21 protein-coding genes, 1 tRNA gene and 1 pseudogene are annotated in these 19,914 nt (G+C 40.4%); 20 read left to right on the forward strand and 3 right to left on the reverse strand.

Going from position 1 to position 19,914, the window contains the following annotated elements; translation table 11 throughout:
- The first annotated feature begins 88 nt into the window (after positions 1 to 88).
- The 14 genes from PCY14_RS08865 to PCY14_RS08930 all read left to right on the forward strand — a co-directional run bounded on the left by PCY14_RS08865 (position 89) and on the right by PCY14_RS08930 (position 11,337).
- Positions 89 to 310: a DUF4649 family protein gene (locus tag PCY14_RS08865; protein WP_008534453.1), complete on the forward strand. Its 222-nt coding sequence runs from the start codon at positions 89 to 91 to the stop codon at positions 308 to 310.
- 123 nt (positions 311 to 433) lie between these two features.
- Positions 434 to 1,435 (forward strand): tryptophan ABC transporter substrate-binding protein, encoded by a 1,002-nt coding sequence (gene trpX, locus PCY14_RS08870; RefSeq protein WP_008534454.1) that lies wholly within the window; start codon positions 434 to 436, stop codon positions 1,433 to 1,435.
- A gap of 9 nt (positions 1,436 to 1,444) precedes the next feature.
- On the forward strand, positions 1,445 to 2,314 hold the full coding sequence (locus PCY14_RS08875) for an ABC transporter permease (protein WP_002888096.1): 870 nt from the start codon (positions 1,445 to 1,447) through the stop codon (positions 2,312 to 2,314).
- Entirely contained in the window at positions 2,311 to 3,069 is a 759-nt protein-coding gene (locus PCY14_RS08880) for an ABC transporter ATP-binding protein (protein WP_008534458.1), read from the forward strand. The genes PCY14_RS08875 and PCY14_RS08880 overlap by 4 nt, the downstream gene beginning before the upstream one ends.
- A 179-nt stretch (positions 3,070 to 3,248) precedes the next feature.
- Positions 3,249 to 4,910: a ribonuclease J gene (locus tag PCY14_RS08885; RefSeq protein WP_002888092.1), complete on the forward strand. Its 1,662-nt coding sequence runs from the start codon at positions 3,249 to 3,251 to the stop codon at positions 4,908 to 4,910.
- A 124-nt stretch (positions 4,911 to 5,034) separates the two neighbouring features.
- Positions 5,035 to 5,817, forward strand: coding sequence for an alpha/beta hydrolase family protein (locus tag PCY14_RS08890; RefSeq protein ID WP_060934319.1), 783 nt, complete (start codon positions 5,035 to 5,037; stop codon positions 5,815 to 5,817).
- Positions 5,818 to 5,936: 119 nt separating this feature from the next.
- The gene (locus PCY14_RS08895) at positions 5,937 to 6,656 is read left to right on the forward strand and encodes a matrixin family metalloprotease (RefSeq protein WP_021145514.1); all 720 of its coding nucleotides are present in this window, start codon (positions 5,937 to 5,939) and stop codon (positions 6,654 to 6,656) included.
- A gap of 11 nt (positions 6,657 to 6,667) precedes the next feature.
- Positions 6,668 to 7,039 carry a hypothetical protein gene (locus tag PCY14_RS08900; protein ID WP_060934320.1) on the forward strand — a complete coding sequence of 124 codons (372 nt, stop codon included), beginning with the start codon at positions 6,668 to 6,670 and terminating at the stop codon, positions 7,037 to 7,039.
- Between the two features lie 86 nt (positions 7,040 to 7,125).
- Positions 7,126 to 7,569, forward strand: coding sequence for a flavodoxin (locus PCY14_RS08905; protein ID WP_002883520.1), 444 nt, complete (start codon positions 7,126 to 7,128; stop codon positions 7,567 to 7,569).
- A 51-nt stretch (positions 7,570 to 7,620) separates the two neighbouring features.
- On the forward strand, positions 7,621 to 9,156 hold the full coding sequence (locus PCY14_RS08910; protein ID WP_301363445.1) for a ClC family H(+)/Cl(-) exchange transporter: 1,536 nt from the start codon (positions 7,621 to 7,623) through the stop codon (positions 9,154 to 9,156).
- A 75-nt stretch (positions 9,157 to 9,231) separates the two neighbouring features.
- Positions 9,232 to 9,504, forward strand: a complete 273-nt coding sequence (locus PCY14_RS08915; protein ID WP_301363446.1) for a chorismate mutase — start codon at positions 9,232 to 9,234, stop codon at positions 9,502 to 9,504.
- Between the two features lie 9 nt (positions 9,505 to 9,513).
- Positions 9,514 to 10,740: a voltage-gated chloride channel family protein gene (locus PCY14_RS08920; RefSeq protein ID WP_301363447.1), complete on the forward strand. Its 1,227-nt coding sequence runs from the start codon at positions 9,514 to 9,516 to the stop codon at positions 10,738 to 10,740.
- A 127-nt stretch (positions 10,741 to 10,867) separates the two neighbouring features.
- Complete coding sequence (gene rplS / locus PCY14_RS08925; protein ID WP_002883489.1) at positions 10,868 to 11,215, forward strand: 50S ribosomal protein L19; 348 nt, start codon at positions 10,868 to 10,870, stop codon at positions 11,213 to 11,215.
- Between the two features lie 50 nt (positions 11,216 to 11,265).
- Positions 11,266 to 11,337, forward strand: a tRNA-Arg gene (locus tag PCY14_RS08930).
- Positions 11,338 to 11,676: 339 nt separating this feature from the next.
- Here PCY14_RS08930 and PCY14_RS08935 read toward each other — a convergent pair.
- Together PCY14_RS08935 and PCY14_RS08940 are read right to left on the reverse strand one after the other, a co-directional pair.
- Positions 11,677 to 12,183 carry a hypothetical protein gene (locus PCY14_RS08935; protein ID WP_301363448.1) on the reverse strand — a complete coding sequence of 169 codons (507 nt, stop codon included), beginning with the start codon at positions 12,181 to 12,183 and terminating at the stop codon, positions 11,677 to 11,679.
- A 75-nt stretch (positions 12,184 to 12,258) separates the two neighbouring features.
- A complete protein-coding gene (locus tag PCY14_RS08940) occupies positions 12,259 to 12,435 on the reverse strand; it encodes a DUF3042 family protein (protein ID WP_003092510.1) in 177 nt (58 codons plus the stop codon).
- Positions 12,436 to 12,510: 75 nt separating this feature from the next.
- On the opposite strand from PCY14_RS08940, the gene miaA reads away from it, so the two are divergent.
- From miaA to PCY14_RS08960, 4 genes are all read left to right on the forward strand, one after another.
- A complete protein-coding gene (miaA, locus tag PCY14_RS08945) occupies positions 12,511 to 13,422 on the forward strand; it encodes a tRNA (adenosine(37)-N6)-dimethylallyltransferase MiaA (RefSeq protein ID WP_175057557.1) in 912 nt (303 codons plus the stop codon).
- Positions 13,423 to 13,455: 33 nt separating this feature from the next.
- Positions 13,456 to 13,956, forward strand: a complete 501-nt coding sequence (locus PCY14_RS08950; protein WP_293931161.1) for a GAF domain-containing protein — start codon at positions 13,456 to 13,458, stop codon at positions 13,954 to 13,956.
- Complete coding sequence (gene dnaX, locus PCY14_RS08955) at positions 13,956 to 15,614, forward strand: DNA polymerase III subunit gamma/tau (protein ID WP_254735124.1); 1,659 nt, start codon at positions 13,956 to 13,958, stop codon at positions 15,612 to 15,614. Before PCY14_RS08950 ends, dnaX begins: the two co-directional genes overlap by 1 nt.
- A gap of 205 nt (positions 15,615 to 15,819) precedes the next feature.
- On the forward strand, positions 15,820 to 16,005 hold the full coding sequence (locus tag PCY14_RS08960; RefSeq protein ID WP_002883500.1) for a DUF3272 family protein: 186 nt from the start codon (positions 15,820 to 15,822) through the stop codon (positions 16,003 to 16,005).
- On the opposite strand, the gene birA is transcribed toward PCY14_RS08960, so the two are convergent.
- Positions 15,992 to 16,930, reverse strand: a complete 939-nt coding sequence (birA, locus tag PCY14_RS08965; protein WP_021146940.1) for a bifunctional biotin--[acetyl-CoA-carboxylase] ligase/biotin operon repressor BirA — start codon at positions 16,928 to 16,930, stop codon at positions 15,992 to 15,994. The two genes, PCY14_RS08960 and birA, sit on opposite strands and share 14 nt — an antisense overlap.
- Before the next feature lie 279 nt (positions 16,931 to 17,209).
- Between birA and metK the strand changes: the two genes are divergently transcribed.
- Positions 17,210 to 18,403: a methionine adenosyltransferase gene (gene metK, locus PCY14_RS08970; RefSeq protein ID WP_064525325.1), complete on the forward strand. Its 1,194-nt coding sequence runs from the start codon at positions 17,210 to 17,212 to the stop codon at positions 18,401 to 18,403.
- 859 nt (positions 18,404 to 19,262) lie between these two features.
- Positions 19,263 to 19,808: pseudogene (gene wecB / locus PCY14_RS08975) on the forward strand (non-hydrolyzing UDP-N-acetylglucosamine 2-epimerase); the annotation flags it as partial.
- Positions 19,809 to 19,914 lie beyond the last annotated feature (106 nt).

Here is a 19,914-nt window from a genome sequence, read left to right on the forward strand (position 1 = left end):
GCTCTTGTAAGCTTTTATTTCAAGTCGTCAAAGTTGACTTTGCCCTCCTAGAAGCGTAAGCTAGAAGTTAAATAAAGGAGGTCTATCTATGATTGAAGTCACTTATCTAAATACAGCTAAGCAAGAAAAACATGTTTCTTATGAAAATTACAATGAGTTTGTACGAGCGCAGCAGGCCTGTTGGATTGAACTTCCTGATTCAACACCAGTAACCAAGGTAACCATTAATGGTCATGATATTGACTTTAAGGGACCTTACGGTGAACTCTATTTCTACATAATGAAGCTAGACTTAAGTCAATACCAATAAACAGAATCGGACATTACGTTCCGGTTCTTTTTTCTACAAGACAATTTTTATAAATTAAGAATATTGCTAATTGACTGAAAATGACTTACAATAGAAAAGAAGAATTTATAGAAGGAGATAAATATGAAAAACAAGCGTTTAATTTGGACTTTGGTTTTCTTAGCTATCTTGACGCTCGGTTCTATTGGCACAGATCTTTTCAAAAAAGAACATCAAAATGCTAATAGAGTTGTCAAAGTTGGAATCCTCCAGTTCGTGACGCACGAGGCCTTGGATCAAATTGAAAAAGGTGTCGAAGATGGTCTTAAAGAAGCTGGTTATAAGGGAGACAAGGTTCAAATCACCTTATTAAATGCTGAAGGGGACCAATCTAAAATCCAAACCATGTCTAAACAATTGGTTAATGACAAGAATGACGTCGTTATCGGTATTGCTACACCAGCAGCACAAGGGCTAGCGGCAGCTACCAAGGATATTCCAGTCATTATGGGAGCTATCTCAGACCCTGTTGGGGCCAAATTGGTTAAAAACCTTAAACATCCAGAAGGCAATGTTACGGGTACATCCAATCAAGTGCCTATTAAACAAACAGTGGAGTTGGTTAAGTCCTTGACGCCAAATGCCAAAACCATTGGTATTCTCTATGCTTCTAGTGAGGATAACTCCAAATCACAGGTTGAAAGCTTTAAGAAATACGCTGAAAAAGATGGTTTAAATGTGGTTGAATATGCCGTCCCATCAACCAATGAAATCAACACAACCATGTCAGTCATGACTGGTAAGGTAGATGCTATTTGGACACCTCAGGATAATACCATTGCCTCAGCCTTTTCTACAGTTGTTTCCCAAGCAAACCAAGCTAAGATTCCAGTCTATACGACTGTTGATACTATGGTTAAAGAAGGCGGTCTGGCTTCAGTTGCTCAAAGCCAATATGAGCTTGGAAAAGCCACAGCCCGTAGTGCCGTTAAGGTTCTTAAAGGTAAAAAAGTGAAGGATGTCCCAGTTGATGTGATTGATGATGGAACACCGACCCTCAACCTCAAAGTAGCTCAAGACCTCAACATCACTATCCCTGAAAATGTGCTTAAGCAGTCAGACATTGCTGTCAAGGCTGATAAATAAGGAGGACTTATGATTATTTCATCTATTTATCAGGGGCTTCTATACGGAATCCTTGGTCTTGGGATTTACATGACCTTCCGTATCTTGGATTTTCCTGATTTGACAACAGAAGGTTCTTTCCCACTAGGTGGGGCAGTAGCAGTAACCCTTATGAATTTTGGTTGGAACCCCATTCTTGCGACCTTGGTTGCTGTCCTGGCTGGATGTGGTGCTGGACTTGTGACTGGTCTCCTCTATACTAAGGGTGAAATTCCTACTATCTTGGCAGGGATTTTGGTTATGACCTCACTTAATTCAGTCATGCTTATGATTATGGGAAGAGCCAATCTTGGTCTTCTTGATATTAAAACGATCCAAGATTTACTTCCTTTCAGTAAGGACTACAACCTCTTGATTGTTGGTCTCTTAGCCGTAACCATAGTCATTGCTGCCTTGATTGTCTTTCTTAACACGCGCCTAGGGCAAGCCTATATTGCTACTGGTGATAATCGAGACATGGCTAAATCTTTTGGTATTAACACAGACAATATGGAAGTGATGGGACTTGTCATCTCAAATGGTATTATTGCTCTCTCAGGAGCCTTGATTAGTCAACAGGACGGGTATGCCGACGTTTCTAAAGGGATTGGGGTTATCGTTATCGGACTTGCCAGCATTATCATTGGTGAGGTCTTGTATGCGACCAACTTGACCTTGTTGGAACGCTTGATTGCCATCTGTATTGGTTCTATCCTCTACCAATTCCTCTTGACTGGCGTTATTGCTCTTGGCTTTAACACCAACTACCTGAAACTCTTCAGTGCGATTGTTCTTGCCCTCTGCTTGATTTCGCCTGTCCTACGCCGAAAATTCTTTAAGGGGGTGACCTTATCACGATGACAGCAATTGTAGAACTCAAAGATGCGACTGTTAAGGTTAATAACGGTTTTGACACCGAAAAAACAATTCTGGACCATGTTAATCTCACTATTAGGGAAGGTGATTTTATTACTATTCTCGGTGGAAATGGTGCCGGAAAATCAACACTCTTTAATGTCATTGCAGGAACCCTCATGTTGACCAGTGGTCAGATTTTTATCATGGGTGAGGATGTTACGGCTCTTCCTGCTGAGAAGCGTGCCAAGTACCTCTCACGTGTTTTCCAAGATCCTAAAATGGGAACAGCTCCTCGTATGACCGTTGCGGAAAACCTTTTGATTGCCAAATACCGTGGCGAAAAACGAGGCCTTAAATCACGCCAAATTCATCTCTACACAGAGGAATTTCAAGGTCTGATTGAACGGATCAGTAATGGTCTGGAAAAACACTTAGAAACACCAGCAGGTCTTCTATCAGGTGGTCAGCGCCAAGCCCTCAGTCTTTTAATGGCAACCCTTAAACGTCCTGAGCTCTTGCTCTTAGACGAACATACCGCAGCCCTGGATCCCAAGACCAGCGTGGCTCTTATGGAGTTGACTGATGAGTTTGTAACGGGTGACCACTTAACTGCCCTTATGATTACCCACCATATGGAAGATGCCCTTAAATACGGAAATCGTCTAATTGTAATGAAGGATGGTCAAATCATCAAAGACCTCAAAAAGGAAGAAAAAGGTCAGTTGGATATCACAGACTACTACGCTATGTTCGAGTAGGTCTATCCTGACTCTAAATTGTAAAATAAGCCAAAAAGTTGTATACTTAAAGGGTATGCAACTTTTTGTTGTGGCCTGTAAATCGACAAGGAGACTGTTCGCACGAACGTTCAGCTTCTTGGACCGTCTGTAAAAATAGGCTCTAGAAGAGAGTCAAACTAAAAAGGAGAAAAACAAGCATGAGCGATATTAAAATTATTGCCCTAGGTGGAGTCCGTGAAAATGCTAAAAACCTCTATATTGTTGAGGTTAACGACTCTATCTTTATTTTGGATGCTGGTCTAAAGTATCCTGAAAATGAACAACTGGGTGTTGACTTTGTCATCCCTAACTTAGACTACTTGATTGAAAATAGAGACCGTATTCAAGGAATTTTCTTGACGCACGGACATGCCGACGCTATTGGAGCCCTACCTTATATATTGCAAGAAGTTAAGGCACCAGTCTTTGGATCATCACTCACTATTGAGTTGGCTAAGCTATTTGTGAAAAATGCTGGCGTTAAGAAATTCAATAACTTCCATGTTATTGATGCAGAAACTGAAATTGAATTTGAAGATGCAGTAGTCTCATTCTTCAAGACAACCCACTCTATCCCAGAATCAATGGGTGTTGTTATTGGTACAGACCAAGGCAATATCGTCTATACTGGGGACTTCAAATTTGACCAAGCAGCCCGTCCTTACTACAAAACTGATTTGGGACGTTTGGCTGAAATCGGTCGTGATGGCGTTTTGGCTCTATTGTCTGACTCAGCGAATGCGACAAGCACTGAACAAACAGCGTCTGAAGCTGAAGTTGGTCAAGAAATGGACCATGTGATTGCCGATGCTGAAGGCCGTGTGATTATTGCTGCTGTTGCCTCAAACTTGGTTCGTATCCAACAAGTCTTTGACTCAGCAGCTGACCATGGACGTCGTGTTGTCCTTACTGGTTTTGACGTTGAAAATATTGTCCGTACAGCCATACGTCTTAAAAAATTGACCGTTAATCATGAAAAACTGATTGTCAAACCTAAAGATATGGACAAGTTTGAAGATCACGAGTTGATTATCCTTGAAAATGGTCGTATGGGTGAACCTATTGATGGCCTTCAAAAGATGGCTGTTGGTCGTCACCGCTATGTTCAAATAAAAGAAGGCGATTTGGTTTATATCGTAACCACACCAAGTATTGCCAAAGAAGCAATAGTAGCACGTGTCAACAATGCTATTTATAAGGCTGGTGGTTCTGTTAAGATGATTACGCAAAGTCTGCGAGTGTCTGGCCATGCCAATGCCCGTGAACTTCAACTCATGATTAACCTTCTTCGCCCACAGTATCTATTCCCTATCCAAGGTGAGTATCGTGACCTTCAAGCTCATGCTGAGTTAGCTTTGGAAGTTGGTCTTCTTCCTGAGAATATCTACATTGTCAAACGTGGTGATATCATGCACTTGTCTGAGGATCAAGGTTTCCTTCATGAAGGAGCTGTCCCAGCTGGTGATGTTATGATTGATGGTAATGCTATCGGTGATGTTGGGAATATCGTCCTTCGTGACCGTAAGGTCTTGTCTGAAGATGGTATCTTTATCGTAGCCATCACGGTTAACAAGAAGGAGCGCAAGATTGTTTCTAAGGCGCGTGTGAACACACGTGGATTCGTCTATGTTAAGAAGAGTCGTGACATTCTGCGTGAATCTGCTGATATTGTCAATGCGACTGTTGAAAATTACTTGGCAGGAGATAGTTTTGATTGGGGAGAACTTAAAAGTGCCGTTCGTGATGACGTCGCTAAATTCCTCTTTGACCAAACCAAACGTCGCCCAGCAATTCTTCCAGTCGTTATGGAAGTACGTTAATCAATGATTATCGTCTGAGTGTGTTACTTACATTCATTGATATTAGGAAGTCTTATAAGACTGTTTTGAAAAAGCAAAAGCTGGGTTGACCCAGCTTTTCTATCATTAAGAAAGGAAAAGACAAATGGCTTTTTTTCAAATTGAATATTCATCTGACGTTCTAGGACAGTACCGCCAAGTAGATGTCATTTATCCAGACCGTGATCAAATTGCAGAAACCGAAAGCGATACGGATATTCCAGTGCTTTATCTCCTTCATGGCATGGGGGGAAACCATAATTCTTGGGCTTTCCGTACCAATATTCAGCGCCTTCTTCGAAAGACCAACCTCATCGTCATTATGCCAAATTCTGAAAATGGATGGTATACCAATACGAATTATGGAGTTCGCTATTACGATGCCATTGCCAAGGAGCTTCCACAAGTCATGCAGCGTTTCTTCCCAAGTATGACGAAAAAGCGTGAAAAGACTTTTATCGCTGGGCTTTCTATGGGTGGCTATGGCTCTTTCAAACTAGCCTTAACGACCAATCATTTTGCTTGTGCAGGTTCATTCTCGGGTGCTCTTGGTTTATCAGCAGAGATAATGACAGATGAGACCAGTGAGTCTAAGGCATACTGGCAAGGTGTTTTTGGCGATTTGAAAGGAAAAGACATTGCGCAACACAAACTGGTGAATCTAGCTAAACAACATGACAAGAAAACCAAATTCTTTGCTTGGTGTGGACTGGAGGATTTCCTTTTTGATTCTCAAGATCAAGCAGTTGCTGATTTGAAGGCTCTTGGCTTAGATATTGACTACCATACAGACCATGGAAGACATGAATGGTATTATTGGGAAAAACAATTGGAAGCTTACCTAGAATGGTTGCCAATTGATTACGTTAAAGAAGAACGTTTGTCTTAATGGGTCAATCTTGTAACATCTTGTCAAAGAGATGATAAAAGCTTAAACTTATATTTTTTACTTGTCAGAACTATTAGAGCTTGATATACTAGGGGAAGCTTCGAAAAGGAGGCTCAATAATGAAAAAATTCGTTAGAGTAATCTACCGTATTCCCAAACTCATGTTACAATTTATTTGGAATCTCATTTGGGGCCTATTTAAACTTGCCCTTATCCTAGCCTTAGTTGGTTACGGACTTATCTATTATGCAAACAACTCTCAAAGCACACTAGCTACCAATATTAATCAAGCCTTTCGACAAGTTGAGTTAGGTTTTAGTGGTAAAAGTACCAATGATGTTGAAAAATCAGTATCCAATCTCTCAACAACAGATACAATTCCTGAGTCTAACGGAGCAAGATGGGCACAAAATACAGCCAGCATCTATATTCAGTCAACAGATGAAACCTTGGTAGCTGCATATAAGGAGGCTATCACAAATTGGAATAATACAGGAGCTTTTATCTTTACCTTTACAGATGATGCCTCAAAAGCTGACATCGTAGCGACAGACTATTCGGATGCTAATTCACAGGCAGCGGGTCTAGCAGATAGTCAGACCAATGTTGTGACCAATCGGATTACCCATGTGGAAGTCAAACTCAATCGTTATTTCCTTTTGAACCCTGATTTCGGCTATACCCATAAACGTATTGTCAATACAGCTGAACATGAATTGGGCCATGCCATTGGCTTAGACCACGATGATTCTAAGGCCTCAGTCATGCAGTCAGCAGGGTCTTATTACGGTATTCAACAGACCGATATTGATCGGGTTCATGCTCTTTATGCTAATTAAGGAGGTTTGTATTGCATTTTTTAAAACGCCTTGCTAGACGTTATCCCATGCAGACCTTTCTCTTTCTATTTAATACCGGGGTCTTTACCTGGTTGCAAACAACGGGAACTATGATTGCACACCGCTTAGGCTTGTCAGGAGATGGTATTTGGCTCTATATTCCTGACTGGCTTAAAATAGTGACTCGTCATTCTATGGAGAGTATTCAAACACTATACGGTATCTCGGGTTGGACTTGGTTGATTACCTCCATGCTTCTAACTTGGCTTGTGACCTTTCTTAGAGGTTTGATGAGAGCAGTGATTTTTATTCTGTTAATTGGTGTCGGCCTATGGTTAGTTTACCGACACTTTGAATTATTACAAAATTTGAAACTGTCCTAGTAGGGCAGTTTTTTTGATTCATTAGCCCGTTCATTTTCTTTAAAAATATGGTATAATATAGCTAATTTATTAATTTGGAGGACATTATGGCTTTAGCAAAAATCGTTTATGCCAGTATGACCGGTAACACGGAAGAAATCGCAGATATCGTTGCCAAAAAATTGGAAGAATTGGGTCACACTGTAGATGTAGACGAGTGTACAACGGTTGATGCCGCTGATTTTGAAGATGCGGACATCTGTATCGTAGCGACTTACACTTATGGTGATGGTGAGTTGCCAGATGAAATCGTTGACTTTTACGAAGATTTGGCTGACCTCGACTTGTCAGGTAAAATCTTTGGTGTTGTAGGTTCAGGAGATACCTTCTACGATTATTTCTGTCATTCAGTGGATGAGTTTGAAAATCAATTCACATTCACAGGGGCGACTAAGGGTGCTGATAGCGTCAAGGTTGACCTTTCTGCTGAAGATGAAGATATCGAAAACCTTGAAGCTTTCGCTGAAAAAGTTTCAGAAGCATTAGCATAAGAAAAAAGCAGAGTAAAGTCTGCTTTTATTGTAGTCAAAAATGGAGTTTTTATGAATGAAATAGAAAGAGATTTTAGGACGCAATCTCAACATCTTCTTTGGTCCGTTTGGCGAGGGCTCTTAGTGGGGGTGACGGCAGGAGCAGTGGTCAGTCTTTTTCGCTGGTTAATTGCCAAAGGGGCCGCATTTTCTGTAGCTATATACAAAGACGCCCTTCATAATCCACTTCTGATTTTGGGAATTGTCCTGGTTAATCTCTTGATTGCACTTTTTATTGGTTACCTTATTAAGCAGGAAAAAGACATCAAGGGCTCAGGAATTCCCCATGTTGAAGGGGAACTGATGGGACTCTTACATCCGTCTTGGTGGTCAGTATTATGGCGTAAGTTCCTAGGTGGAGTCCTTGGGATTTCAATGGGACTTATGCTGGGACGTGAGGGCCCTAGTATTCAACTTGGTGCTATGACTGCTAAGGGCTTAGCTGAGAGTCTTAAGCTCTCTGCACGTGAAAAGCGCTTCTTGATTGCTGCAGGAGCGGCAGCAGGGTTATCGGCTGCCTTTAATGCCCCGATTGCCGGTCTTTTGTTTGTCGTCGAAGAAGTCTATCATCATTTCTCGCGTCATGTTTGGGTGACAGCTTTAACGGCATCTTTAGTGGCTAATGCTGTTTCCTTACGGATCTTTGGTCAGGTTCCGGTTCTTGCTATGACAGAAAAATTACCCGTATTTCCTTTGAAAGATTATTGGATTCTTATTGTCTTGGGGATTTTTCTAGGTGTGCTTGGATACGGTTATGAGTGGGTTGTCTTACGTATTGGTAAGGTCTACCAAGGGTTAGGGAAAATCTTCCACTTGCCATCTCATTTTCATGGCCTTCTGGCAGTTCTGTTTATCATTCCTATAGGCCTCTATTTTCCATATCTTTTAGGTGGTGGGAATGAATTGATTCTTGCCCTAAATGGTTTACATCCTGCTCTAACTGTGGCTATCCTCTATTTGGCTATTCGCTTTATTTGGAGTATGTTGTCATTTGGGTCTGGATTTCCTGGTGGGATTTTCCTTCCGATTTTGACCCTAGGTGCTCTTTCGGGAGCTGTATTTGCAGTAGGTTTTGAAAATCTAGGACTCATACATCCTAATCAGTTTCCTGTTTTCATCATCCTTGGTATGGCTGGTTATTTCGGTGCGGTATCTAAGGCACCGCTAACTGCCATGATTTTAGTGACTGAGATGGTGGGTGACCTTCACCAATTGATGACAATCGGAGTTGTGACTCTGATTGCCTATCTCGTCATGGATTTCATGGGAGGAGAACCCGTCTATGAAGCCATGCTTCACAATCTAATCGCTCACGAACCAAAACAAGTTGATAATATACCGACGATGATTGATTTACCAGTTACAGATAGTTTAGCTGGTCGATTGGTTAAGGATTTAACCTTACCTGATGGGGTTTTGATTTCCACTCAGATTTTTCAAGACCAGTCTGAGGTTGTTCATGGAGACACACGTCTAAAAGCAGGAGCAACCCTGTATTTGGTTGTTAATGAGAGTAATATCAGTCAGGTAAGAAAACTCTTTTTATAAGCAATTCAATGGCTTGAGGCTCTTTTGTCCTCAGGTCATTTTTGTGTTATAATGAAGAGAAAAAAGGAGGTCAGTATGGACTTAAATGAGATTCGCCAACAGATTGACACAGTTGATAATGAGATTGTGGCCTTGTTGGAAGAACGTATGAAATTAGTAACTCGAGTTAATGCTTTTAAACAGCGCACTGGAAAGGCGATCTATGATCCTGAGCGTGAGCAAGCCTTGCTAGATAAAGTAGCAGCGAGTGTCGCAAATCCAGAGTACCAAGAGCCTATCGTAGCTAGCTTTGCGGATATTATGAAGCATTCACGTACTTATCAAGCAAGTAAGCTAGAAGAAAGGTAGGCATCTAGGATGAAAGTGAAACAATTAAGTGATAGTCAAGGTCTTTCTTATTTACATTTAGTAATGTTAAGCCTTTATGCAATCTTGTTAGGGGTGCTTGTTGGACTGATTGATGCTATTTTTGGGCGCGTGCTTATAGGACTCTCGGAATACCGTGACCACCATCTCTTTTATCTAGTCCCGGCACTTCCTTTAGCAGGTCTTTTGATAGTTTACCTTTACCAAAAGTTTGCGGGTAAGGCAGCACAGGGAATGGGCTTGATTTTCAAGGTTGGACATAATGAGGAGGATCAAGTCCCCCTAAGGTTAATTCCACTGGTGACTGTAACCACATGGCTGACCCACCTTTTCGGGGGTTCTGCAGGTCGTGAGGGAGTGGCTGTACAACTGGGGGCCACAGTTTCTCATGCTTTTAGTCGCTATTTTAAGCTCCCGAATGCTTCACGTATTTTCTTGACCATGGGGATGGCCGCTGGTTTTGGAGGGCTCTTCCAAACACCAATCGCCGCGACCTTCTTTGCGCTTGAGGTATTGACTCTAGGACAGTTAAGTCTGCCAATCTTGGTACCGACTCTTATTGCATCTTTTGTGGCTAGTACGACAAGCCATCTCTTAGGTCTTGAAAAATTTAGCCACTTTGTCTCCGAAAGTTTGACTATTGACCTTGAGACGTTTATTAAGTTAGCTCTTTTAGGTTTGGCCTTTGGTATTGCAGGAAATCTCTTTGCTTATCTCTTGTCACTAGCTAAAAAGAAAGTAGCGAGTCTGCTCCCAAATCCTTATTATCGTGTTCTCTTAGGAAGTGTCGTCTTAACCTGTCTTCTTTTGATTTTGTGGAAGGGACGCTATACAGGTCTTGGAACGAATTTGATTGCTTTAAGTGTTGGTGGTGGTACCATTTATCCATTGGATTGGCTCTTGAAATTGCTCCTTACCGTCTTTACCTTATCTCTTGGTTTCCAAGGAGGGGAAGTAACTCCTTTGTTTGCCATCGGAGCAAGTCTTGGTGCTGTTTTAGCACCAGTTCTAGGCCTTCCAATTCCACTTGTAGCAGGTCTAGGCTATCTGTCTGTCTTTGGTAGCAGTACCAATACCCTTTTAGCGCCTATTTTCATTGGCATTGAAGTCTTTGGTCCCGTCAATGCAATTCCTTATGCGATTGTCATGGCTTTTGCTTACCTCATCAATCATAAGACGAGCATTTATGGGCAACAAAAAATGCTAGAAATGCAATAAGATACTAGACATCCTGATAATTTTTTGATAAGATACTAAGAGTGTGTAATGGACACACAAAAATAACGGCTAATCCGCTGAGACACAGAGGTTGCTCTTAAGATTAGTAAGATAGGAGTATATAAAAATGAATCCATTGATCCAAAGTTTGACAGAAGGTCAACTTCGTACTGACATCCCATCATTCCGTCCTGGTGACACAGTTCGCGTTCACGCGAAAGTTGTCGAAGGAACTCGCGAACGTATCCAGATCTTTGAAGGTGTAGTTATTTCACGCAAAGGTCAAGGGATCTCAGAAATGTACACAGTTCGTAAAATTTCAAGCGGTATCGGTGTAGAACGTACTTTCCCAATCCACACTCCACGTGTTGAAAAGATTGAAGTTGTACGCTACGGTAAAGTCCGCCGTGCTAAACTTTACTACTTGCGTGCTTTGCAAGGTAAAGCTGCACGTATCAAAGAAATCCGTAAATAATTTACAGATTTCACCGAAAAAATCTGTCCTCGTGGCAGATTTTTTCATAAGTCCTCTTAGTTAAATGGATATAACAACTCCCTCCTAAGGAGTCGTTGCTGGTTCGATTCCGGCAGGGGACATTTTTAAGCCTTTAACCATGCGGTTTTAAAGCGTTTTGTCCACATTCTGCCCCAAATTTAAGGCCAAATGAATTTGATGCCTATTGAAATATAGGTATGAAGATGTGAAGACAAACTCTTCTTTTGAAACTTTCCTTAGGTGATGACGGACGTCAGCGAACTTCAAAGAAGTTCCATGACTAAGTTTTGATCCTAAGGTTTCAAAACTTCCGAACTCCTGAAACTTAATTGAGTTTCAGGAGTTTTAATCACTGCGGAAAGTTTTAATATATGTTCATTTCTAACGTTAAGTAAGGAATTATTTTGATTTTTTGTATAATTTCATAGTATATTATTTCTTTAAAAATTATTGCCCCACTTATTGATTTCATTGGAAGAGCTAGATTGAACACTTTCTCCATATCTGTCAGTGACATATGAGCCGTCTCCTGGACCGCCCCAACCACGCCCGCCTTCAGTAATAGCATATGATCCGTCTTCAGGGCCACCCCAACCTCGTCCCCCTTCAAAGGATTTTGGTTCTTCCTGAGAGCCTTCTTGATGAGGAGGCGTGTTGCCATTTTGCTTCTGACTTGATTGTTGAGAAGGAGAAGAGACTTGGTCCTTATCCTGTTCTTTAGGATTCCTTGTTTCATCATTCGTTGAGGTGGCTGTCGAAGAGTTAGTCGTAGTTTTCTTATGAGACGAGCTATTCTTTGATAATCGGGAATATGAGGAGTGATGTGCTTTTGTTTCTGGTTTTACAGGTTCTTTGGAATGTTTTGATAAAATAGTTAAGATAGCGAATACAGTTATCAAAACATAAGTCATAATAATAATTTTTTTATTATATTTTTTTCTTTTCACGTTTTGCTCTGTTCTTAGTCATTGCTGACAGGGAAAGAAATGCAGAAAAAAACCAGGTTTCCCTGGTCCTAATTATTAGCGGCTTACGCGACGGCGAGCTGCTTTTTTACGGTTTTCTTCGATGAAAGCCAATTTCTTTTCTTCTGGTTCGATAATTGTTTTTTTAACTGCGAAAACGGCACCTGCAACAGTAGCAGCAGTTCCGAGAACGCCAGTAGCAAGACCTTTAGCAAATGAATGTTTTTTAGCCATGAGACTATCCTCCGTATATGTTATAATATGCTTATATTATCTAAAAAAATATCTAGAATAGCAAGTGAAAACATTATGAAAACCAAACTTATTGTAGTGGCTGGCCCTACCGCTGTGGGGAAAACGGCACTTGGAATAGAGTTGGCCCAGCGTTTTAATGGCGAAATTATTTCAGGGGATAGCCAACAGGTTTACCGCCAATTAAATATAGGGACTGCAAAGGCTACTCCTCAAGAACAGGCAGCGGCAGTTCACCATCTGATTGATGTCCGTGATGTTGATGAATCTTATTCAGCCTATGATTTTGTGACTGAGGCGCAAATTGCCATTACTGATATTGTCAATCGTGGCAAACTTCCTATTATTGTTGGTGGTACAGGCCTCTATTTGCAAAGTCTTCTTGAAGGTTATCATCTGGGTGGTCAAGTGGATCAAGTGCAGGTGTTAGCCTATCGCTCTGAGTTAGAGCAACTTTCTGATTTGGAACTTTTTGAGCAGATCGATAGTTTAGGTATAGAAATCAAGGAGATTAATCGTCGTCGTGCCATTAGGGCTCTTGAGTTGCATCGCTTTTCTGATAATCCTGAAAATACAGAGACGACTTTTGATCCTTTTATTATCGGATTAGACGATGAGCGCTCTCTAATTTATGAACGTATTAATACTCGTGTTGACAAGATGGTTGAACTTGGGCTTTTAGAAGAGGCTAAGTGGCTTTATGATAATTATCCTGAGGCCCAGTCAGCTCGTGGTATAGGCTACAAGGAGTTGTTTCCTTATTTTGCTGGGAACCAGAGCTTGGACGAAGCCTTGGAAAAACTCAAGCAAAATACGCGTCGATTTGCTAAACGTCAATTAACTTGGTTCAGAAATCGAATGACTGTTAAGTTTTATCAGATTTCTAGTCCAGAATATCCTGAAAATGTTGTTCAAGATCTTGAATTATTTTTAAATGAAAGGGAAGGAGAAAAGGTAGGTCAATCTTAGTTTTAAGAACCAATCTTTGCTATAATGGTAGTTATGACTAACGAAGAAAAAAAATCAGCCTATGAAATAATGATTGCCCAGGCAGAAGCACTTTTTGCTAATGAAGATAACGCTCTGGCCAACTTCGCCAATGCTTCGGCTCTCTTGAATACCACTTTGCCCAACTCAGTATTTACAGGCTTTTATCTGATGGATAATGTCAAAAATGAGTTAATCCTTGGACCATTTCAAGGTAAAGTGTCTTGTGTACACATTGCTCTGGGAAAAGGTGTTTGCGGTCAGTCAGCAGCTGAAAATAGGACTTTAATTGTAGAGGACGTCACCAAACATGCTAATTACATTGCTTGTGATTCTGCTGCTCGAAGTGAGATTGTTGTTCCCATGGTTAAGGATGGTAAATTAGTTGGTGTCCTTGATTTGGATTCTCACCAAGTAGGAGACTACGATGACGTTGATCAAGACTATCTTGAACAGTTTGTCAAAGTCCTACTTGAAAAAACAAATCTTACTTTTGCAATGTTTGAGGTTAACTAATGTATCAAGCCTTATATCGTAAATACCGTAGTCAAACTTTTGGCGAGATGGTTGGCCAAAAGGTGATTTCAACCACGCTAAGACAGGCGGTAGAGTCAGGAAAAATCAGCCATGCCTATCTCTTTTCTGGTCCACGTGGTACTGGTAAGACCAGTGCAGCAAAAATTTTTGCTAAAGCAATGAATTGCCCTAATCAGGTCAATGGTGAGCCATGTAACCATTGTGATATTTGTCGTGACATTACTAACGGCAGTCTGGAAGATGTCATTGAGATTGATGCGGCTTCCAATAACGGTGTGGACGAGATTCGTGAAATACGTGATAAATCAACCTATGCCCCAAGTCGTGCCACTTACAAGGTCTATATCATTGACGAGGTGCACATGCTGTCGACAGGTGCCTTTAATGCGCTTTTGAAGACCTTGGAAGAACCCACTGAAAATGTGGTTTTCATTCTTGCGACCACTGAGTTACACAAGATTCCAGCTACAATCTTGTCTCGTGTCCAACGTTTTGAGTTTAAGGCCATTAAGCAAGCTGCTATAAAGGAACACTTGGCCTCAATTCTTAAGAAAGAGGGGATGACCTTTGATGACGAGGCTTTGACCATCATTGCCCGTCGTGCAGAGGGTGGTATGCGTGATGCCCTTTCGATTTTAGATCAGGCATTGAGCCTTTCTTCAGACAATAATGTCAGTCAAGCTGTTGCTGAAGAAATCACAGGTTCTATCGGTCTGACTGCCTTGGATAGTTTTGTTGCTAATGTTCGTAATCAGGAAACCTCACAAGCCCTATCAAATCTTGAAACACTCTTTGATAATGGTAAATCCATGAGTCGTTTTGCGACTGATCTCTTGGAGTATTTCCGTGATCTCCTTATTGTCCAAGCAGGTGGTGAAAATAGTCACCATAGTCCTCTTTTTGAAGAAAATTTATCCTTAGGACAAGACCACCTTTTTCAAATGATTGATACCGTGACAACCGCCTTACCTCAAATTAAGACAGGAACCCATCCCAAAATTTATGCGGAGATGCTGACGATTAAACTGTCTGAGACACATGCACAAGTCACACAAGAAATCCCAGAAAATTTACAAGAAGAGTTAGACCGTCTTCGTCATGAAGTAGAGGAACTTCGTAAGGCTCTCAAGGAAGGTCAAAGTCAGGGACAAGGACTAGCAGCGCCAACTCGAAAGGCAAAACCGACCTACCAGTATAAGGTTGACTCTGAGAAAATACTGACTATCATGCGTGAGACTATGGAAAATCCACGAAAGTCACGACAATGTTTGGATGCCCTTAAGGCAACTTGGTCTGAAATTTTGGATTCAATCAGTCCACAATATAGAGCGCTTTTGAATGGTTCAGAACCTGTTCTTGCCAACCAAGAAAATGCGATTCTGGCTTTTAATGCGGCCTTTAATGCTGAGCAGGTGATGAAACGTAGTGATCTTAACGCTATTTTTGGAAATATCATGAGTTCAGCGGCTGGTTTTTCACCTAATATCATGGCTGTCCCGAAAGCAGAATTTGAAAAACTTCGCACAGAATTCGCACGAAGCCTAAAATCCAAAGAAGAATTGGAAAAAGAAGATCGTGAAGAGTACATCCCAAAAGAACTTGAGTTCCTCTCTGATGTGGTAGAAATAGAGGACTAAAAAGGTCCAGTGGACCTTTTTAGGTCCGAGCCAAGAAACACAAAAGCGAGGAGGTCCAGTGGACCTTTTTAGGTCCGAGCCAAGAAACACAAAAGCGAGGAGGTCCAGTGTAATTTGATAGATTTCTGAAGCTGTTCCATCCGTGTAAAAATGAAAAGAGCCTAGACTGCTTGTCCTAGGCTCTATCTATTGATATAATAATCTTATGATTCAACAAATTTTGTTTATTACGCTTGAAACTATTTTTGAAACGGTTTGTTTTAATTACAGTTTACAGCACGGCTATTACTTTTTTACAGCCTTTTTTGGTTATTTACTGTTTCGTCGTCTTTGGACAACTTACGTTGTTTCACGCATTGCGCGTGCAGCCGACAAGTCTACCAAGAAGTAAGGCTCACTTCGCCAGCGGTCAACCATTTTTCCTGACCATCATCAGTAAAAACGAGAAGTTGGCCCTTATCGCCAATTTCCTTGGCAATACCAGTATAAGTCCTTCCAGCTTGTTCAAAGGTCACTTGTTTGTCTAAAACGAGGGACTTTTCTTTATAAACTTTGACCAAATCGCTAGTAGGAATGGTTAAAAAGAGTTTCCAAATTTCTGAAATGAGCTGGTTTCGAGTGATGCTTGGTTTTTCAGAAGTAAAAAGACTAGTAGCTTTATTAGCTAACTCTTCAGGGAAATCAGTGATTGAGAAGTTAAGCCCAATCCCGATAATGACATCTGTGATGCGACCAGATTCGATAGAACTAATGGCTTCGGTAAGGATACCAGCCATTTTTTTGTTGTTGAGGTAGATGTCATTAACCCATTTGATTTCTGTATTGATGCCGGTTAGACGCTGGATAGCTTTGACAATAGCAGCTGCCACCATCATCGTATAAGGGGGTAACTCCTCAAAATGACAGTTGGGCTTTAAGTGGATACTCATGTAGATACCACCTTGTGGACTGGCAAAGAAGTGACGTTCAAATCGTCCTTTGGCTGCCTTTTGACTTGATGCCAGATATAGTGCAGGCGTCGGATTAATCTTTTCCATGCCATGTTTAGCATCTAGTTGGGTAGAGTTAGAATCTGGATTAAAGTAGACTGGAATGTTGAGTTGCTTAGAGATGTCTTGAGGAAGAAGAATATCTCCCTTTTCTAAATAGTAGCCTTTCTTGCGGACACTTGTAATGTCAATTCCTTGTTCTTGAAGTGTTTGAATTGCCTTCCAAATGGCTGTCCGTGAGACACCAAGGCTTTTAGCCAAGCTCTCTCCCGTCACAAAATCAGGACTCTTCGATAAGATGTCATAAACGTGTTCATAAGTTTTCATATCCTAAGTATAATACAAAAGATGGTAAAATGCTCACTATAACTTATTGATAAGGCTTGATAATAAATAACTATATGACTAGACTGAAAAAACATGATATAATGGACGGTAGTTATTAAGTCCCGATAAGGCAACAGTCATCCTAGAGTTGGCTGTTGGTTCTTTGTAACTTTTTAACGGCGTTTAGCTCTACCAGGAGCATAGCGTTTTACCTATTAGGAGACGGTTAAATCCGTGCTATCTAATACTATTTTTCATATTAAAAGGGGGACATTTTATATGTCAGAACGTAAACTTTTCACGTCTGAATCAGTATCTGAGGGGCATCCAGATAAAATTGCAGACCAAATTTCAGATGCCATTCTTGATGCGATTTTAGCAGAGGATCCAGATGCACACGTTGCAGCAGAAACAGCTGTCTACACTGGTTCTGTCCATGTTTTCGGTGAAGTTTCTACAACAGCTTATGTGGACATTAACCGTGTGGTTCGTGATACTATCGCTGAAATTGGTTATAACAATGCAGAATACGGCTTTGCGGCAGAATCTGTAGGGGTTCACCCATCATTGATTGAACAATCACCAGATATTGCTCAAGGTGTCAATGAAGCACTTGAAGTTCGTGGAACTGGTGATCAAGACCCACTTGATCTTATCGGAGCTGGTGACCAAGGTTTGATGTTTGGTTTTGCTATTGACGAAACTCCAGAGTTTATGCCACTTCCAGTTAGCCTTTCACATAAATTGGTTAAAAAATTGGCAGATTTGCGTAAATCTGGTGAGATTTCATACCTTCGTCCAGATGCTAAATCTCAGGTTACCGTTGAGTATGATGAGAATGACCAACCAGTACGTGTTGATACAGTCGTTATCTCAACGCAACACGATCCTGAAGCGACTAACGACCAAATTCGTCAAGATGTCATTGAAAAAGTCATTAAGGCAGTTATTCCAGCCGAATACTTGGATGATGAGACTAAGTTCTTTATCAACCCAACAGGTCGTTTTGTTATCGGAGGACCTCAAGGGGACTCTGGTTTGACTGGTCGTAAGATCATTGTTGATACTTATGGTGGTTACTCAAGACACGGTGGTGGTGCCTTTTCTGGTAAGGATGCTACTAAGGTTGACCGCTCAGCTTCATATGCCGCTCGCTATATTGCTAAAAACATCGTAGCTGCTGGTCTTGCTAAGAAAGCAGAAGTACAATTGGCTTATGCTATTGGTGTGGCTAACCCAGTTTCTGTCCGTGTTGATACCTTTGGAACGGCGACAGTTGCTGAAAGCAAACTCGAAGCTGCTGTCCGTGATCTCTTTGACTTGCGACCTGCTGGTATCATTCAAATGCTTGACCTTAAGCGTCCAATCTACCGTCAAACAGCGGCTTATGGTCACATGGGACGTACAGATATTGATCTTCCGTGGGAAAAATTGGACAAGGTTGAAGCGTTGAAAGAAGCCGTCAATCATTAAGAAATAGAATTAGAAATAAAAAATCAGAATTTTAATAGGAATTCTGATTTTTTTATGTGCAAAGCCATTTAAATACAAAAGCCTGTTTAATTATTATTTATTAAAATATAGATAAATATCATTTGATTAGTATTTGTTAAGTAGGAACGTTTAATTCAAACGACTTCATTATAATGGTTGTCACATACATTAAAATTATAAAAAATTGAAAAAAAGGTTGAGAAATAAAAATAACATGTTATAATTATAGCGTCTATATGAATGGGGAATATTGGTAGTAGTAACTCGAAGCCAACCTGTTTGTAATATTTTAACTCTTTTGGGGAGAGTTGAATGATTACATGTTGGTACTTGGTACTAGTTGATATGGTATTGGGTTATCATACCGATATTTTGATTTGTAAGATAGGGATAGAGCGTAAGTAAAGGGGACGCTCTTTAAAATGGGGAGAAGTTTTTATGAAATATATGTAAATTAGCAATACTGCTGGATTCAAAAACACTTTTATTAGCAAAGCGTTTTTTCTCCTGCAGTTTTTTTTATTTATTAAATAGTGTATTTTTAAATTCGAGGGAGAAGACTAAATAGCTCAAAACCATTGATATCCTTAGGTGATATGAGTTGACTTTTGTCTTAACTTCTTGAATTTTATACGTAATGATAGTCTTTTTATTGAGACCTTTTTCTTTATCTACTTTACATCATTTGCAAAACAAGACCAATAGCGAGGGCATTCCCTTTAATGCTTTTGGAGGAAGAATATCTCATTTTCCTTATTATTGGGGATAATAAAGTGATAATGTAGAGTGTTATTTGTCAATATTATATTGATTTCGTATAGGTCATAGGGGGGATCTTATGGGAAAATTAAATATTATGGTTGTCTTTGGGACAAGACCAGAGGCAATTAAGATGGCGCCGTTAATTCTTGAGTTGAAAAAACATCAAGAAACCATTAATACTATTACAGTAGTCACAGCTCAACACCGTCAAATGCTTGACCAAGTTTTGGAGACTTTTGAGATAGTTCCTGATTATGATTTGGATATCATGGGAAAAAACCAATCACTTCAGGAAATTACTTCTAAAATTTTGGCTAATTTTGATCCAGTTGTTAAGAAGGAACAACCTGATTTGGTTTTGGTTCATGGTGATACAACAACAACATTTGCTGCTGGCTTGGTTGCATTTTACAATAAAGTAAGTATTGGTCACGTTGAGGCTGGGCTTAGAACTTATGATAAATATTCACCATATCCAGAAGAAATGAATCGTCAGATGACTGACAGCCTTTCTGATTTGTATTTTGCACCTACTCAAGAAAGTAAAGCAAACTTATTGTCGGAAAATCATAAAAAAGAGGCAATTTATGTCACTGGTAACACTGATACGTACCGTGTCAAGTAGACAATTGAAATAAATAAAATGTGAGGAACCAGGTTGCTTTGGGTTAAGCAGTCTGGTTTTTCTTATCGGCAATAGTTTTCCAGTAATCTCTATATTTTTTAGA

Origin of the sequence: Streptococcus sp. SV2, assembly GCF_030440175.1 — a bacterium.
Taxonomy (GTDB): domain Bacteria; phylum Bacillota; class Bacilli; order Lactobacillales; family Streptococcaceae; genus Streptococcus; species Streptococcus raffinosi.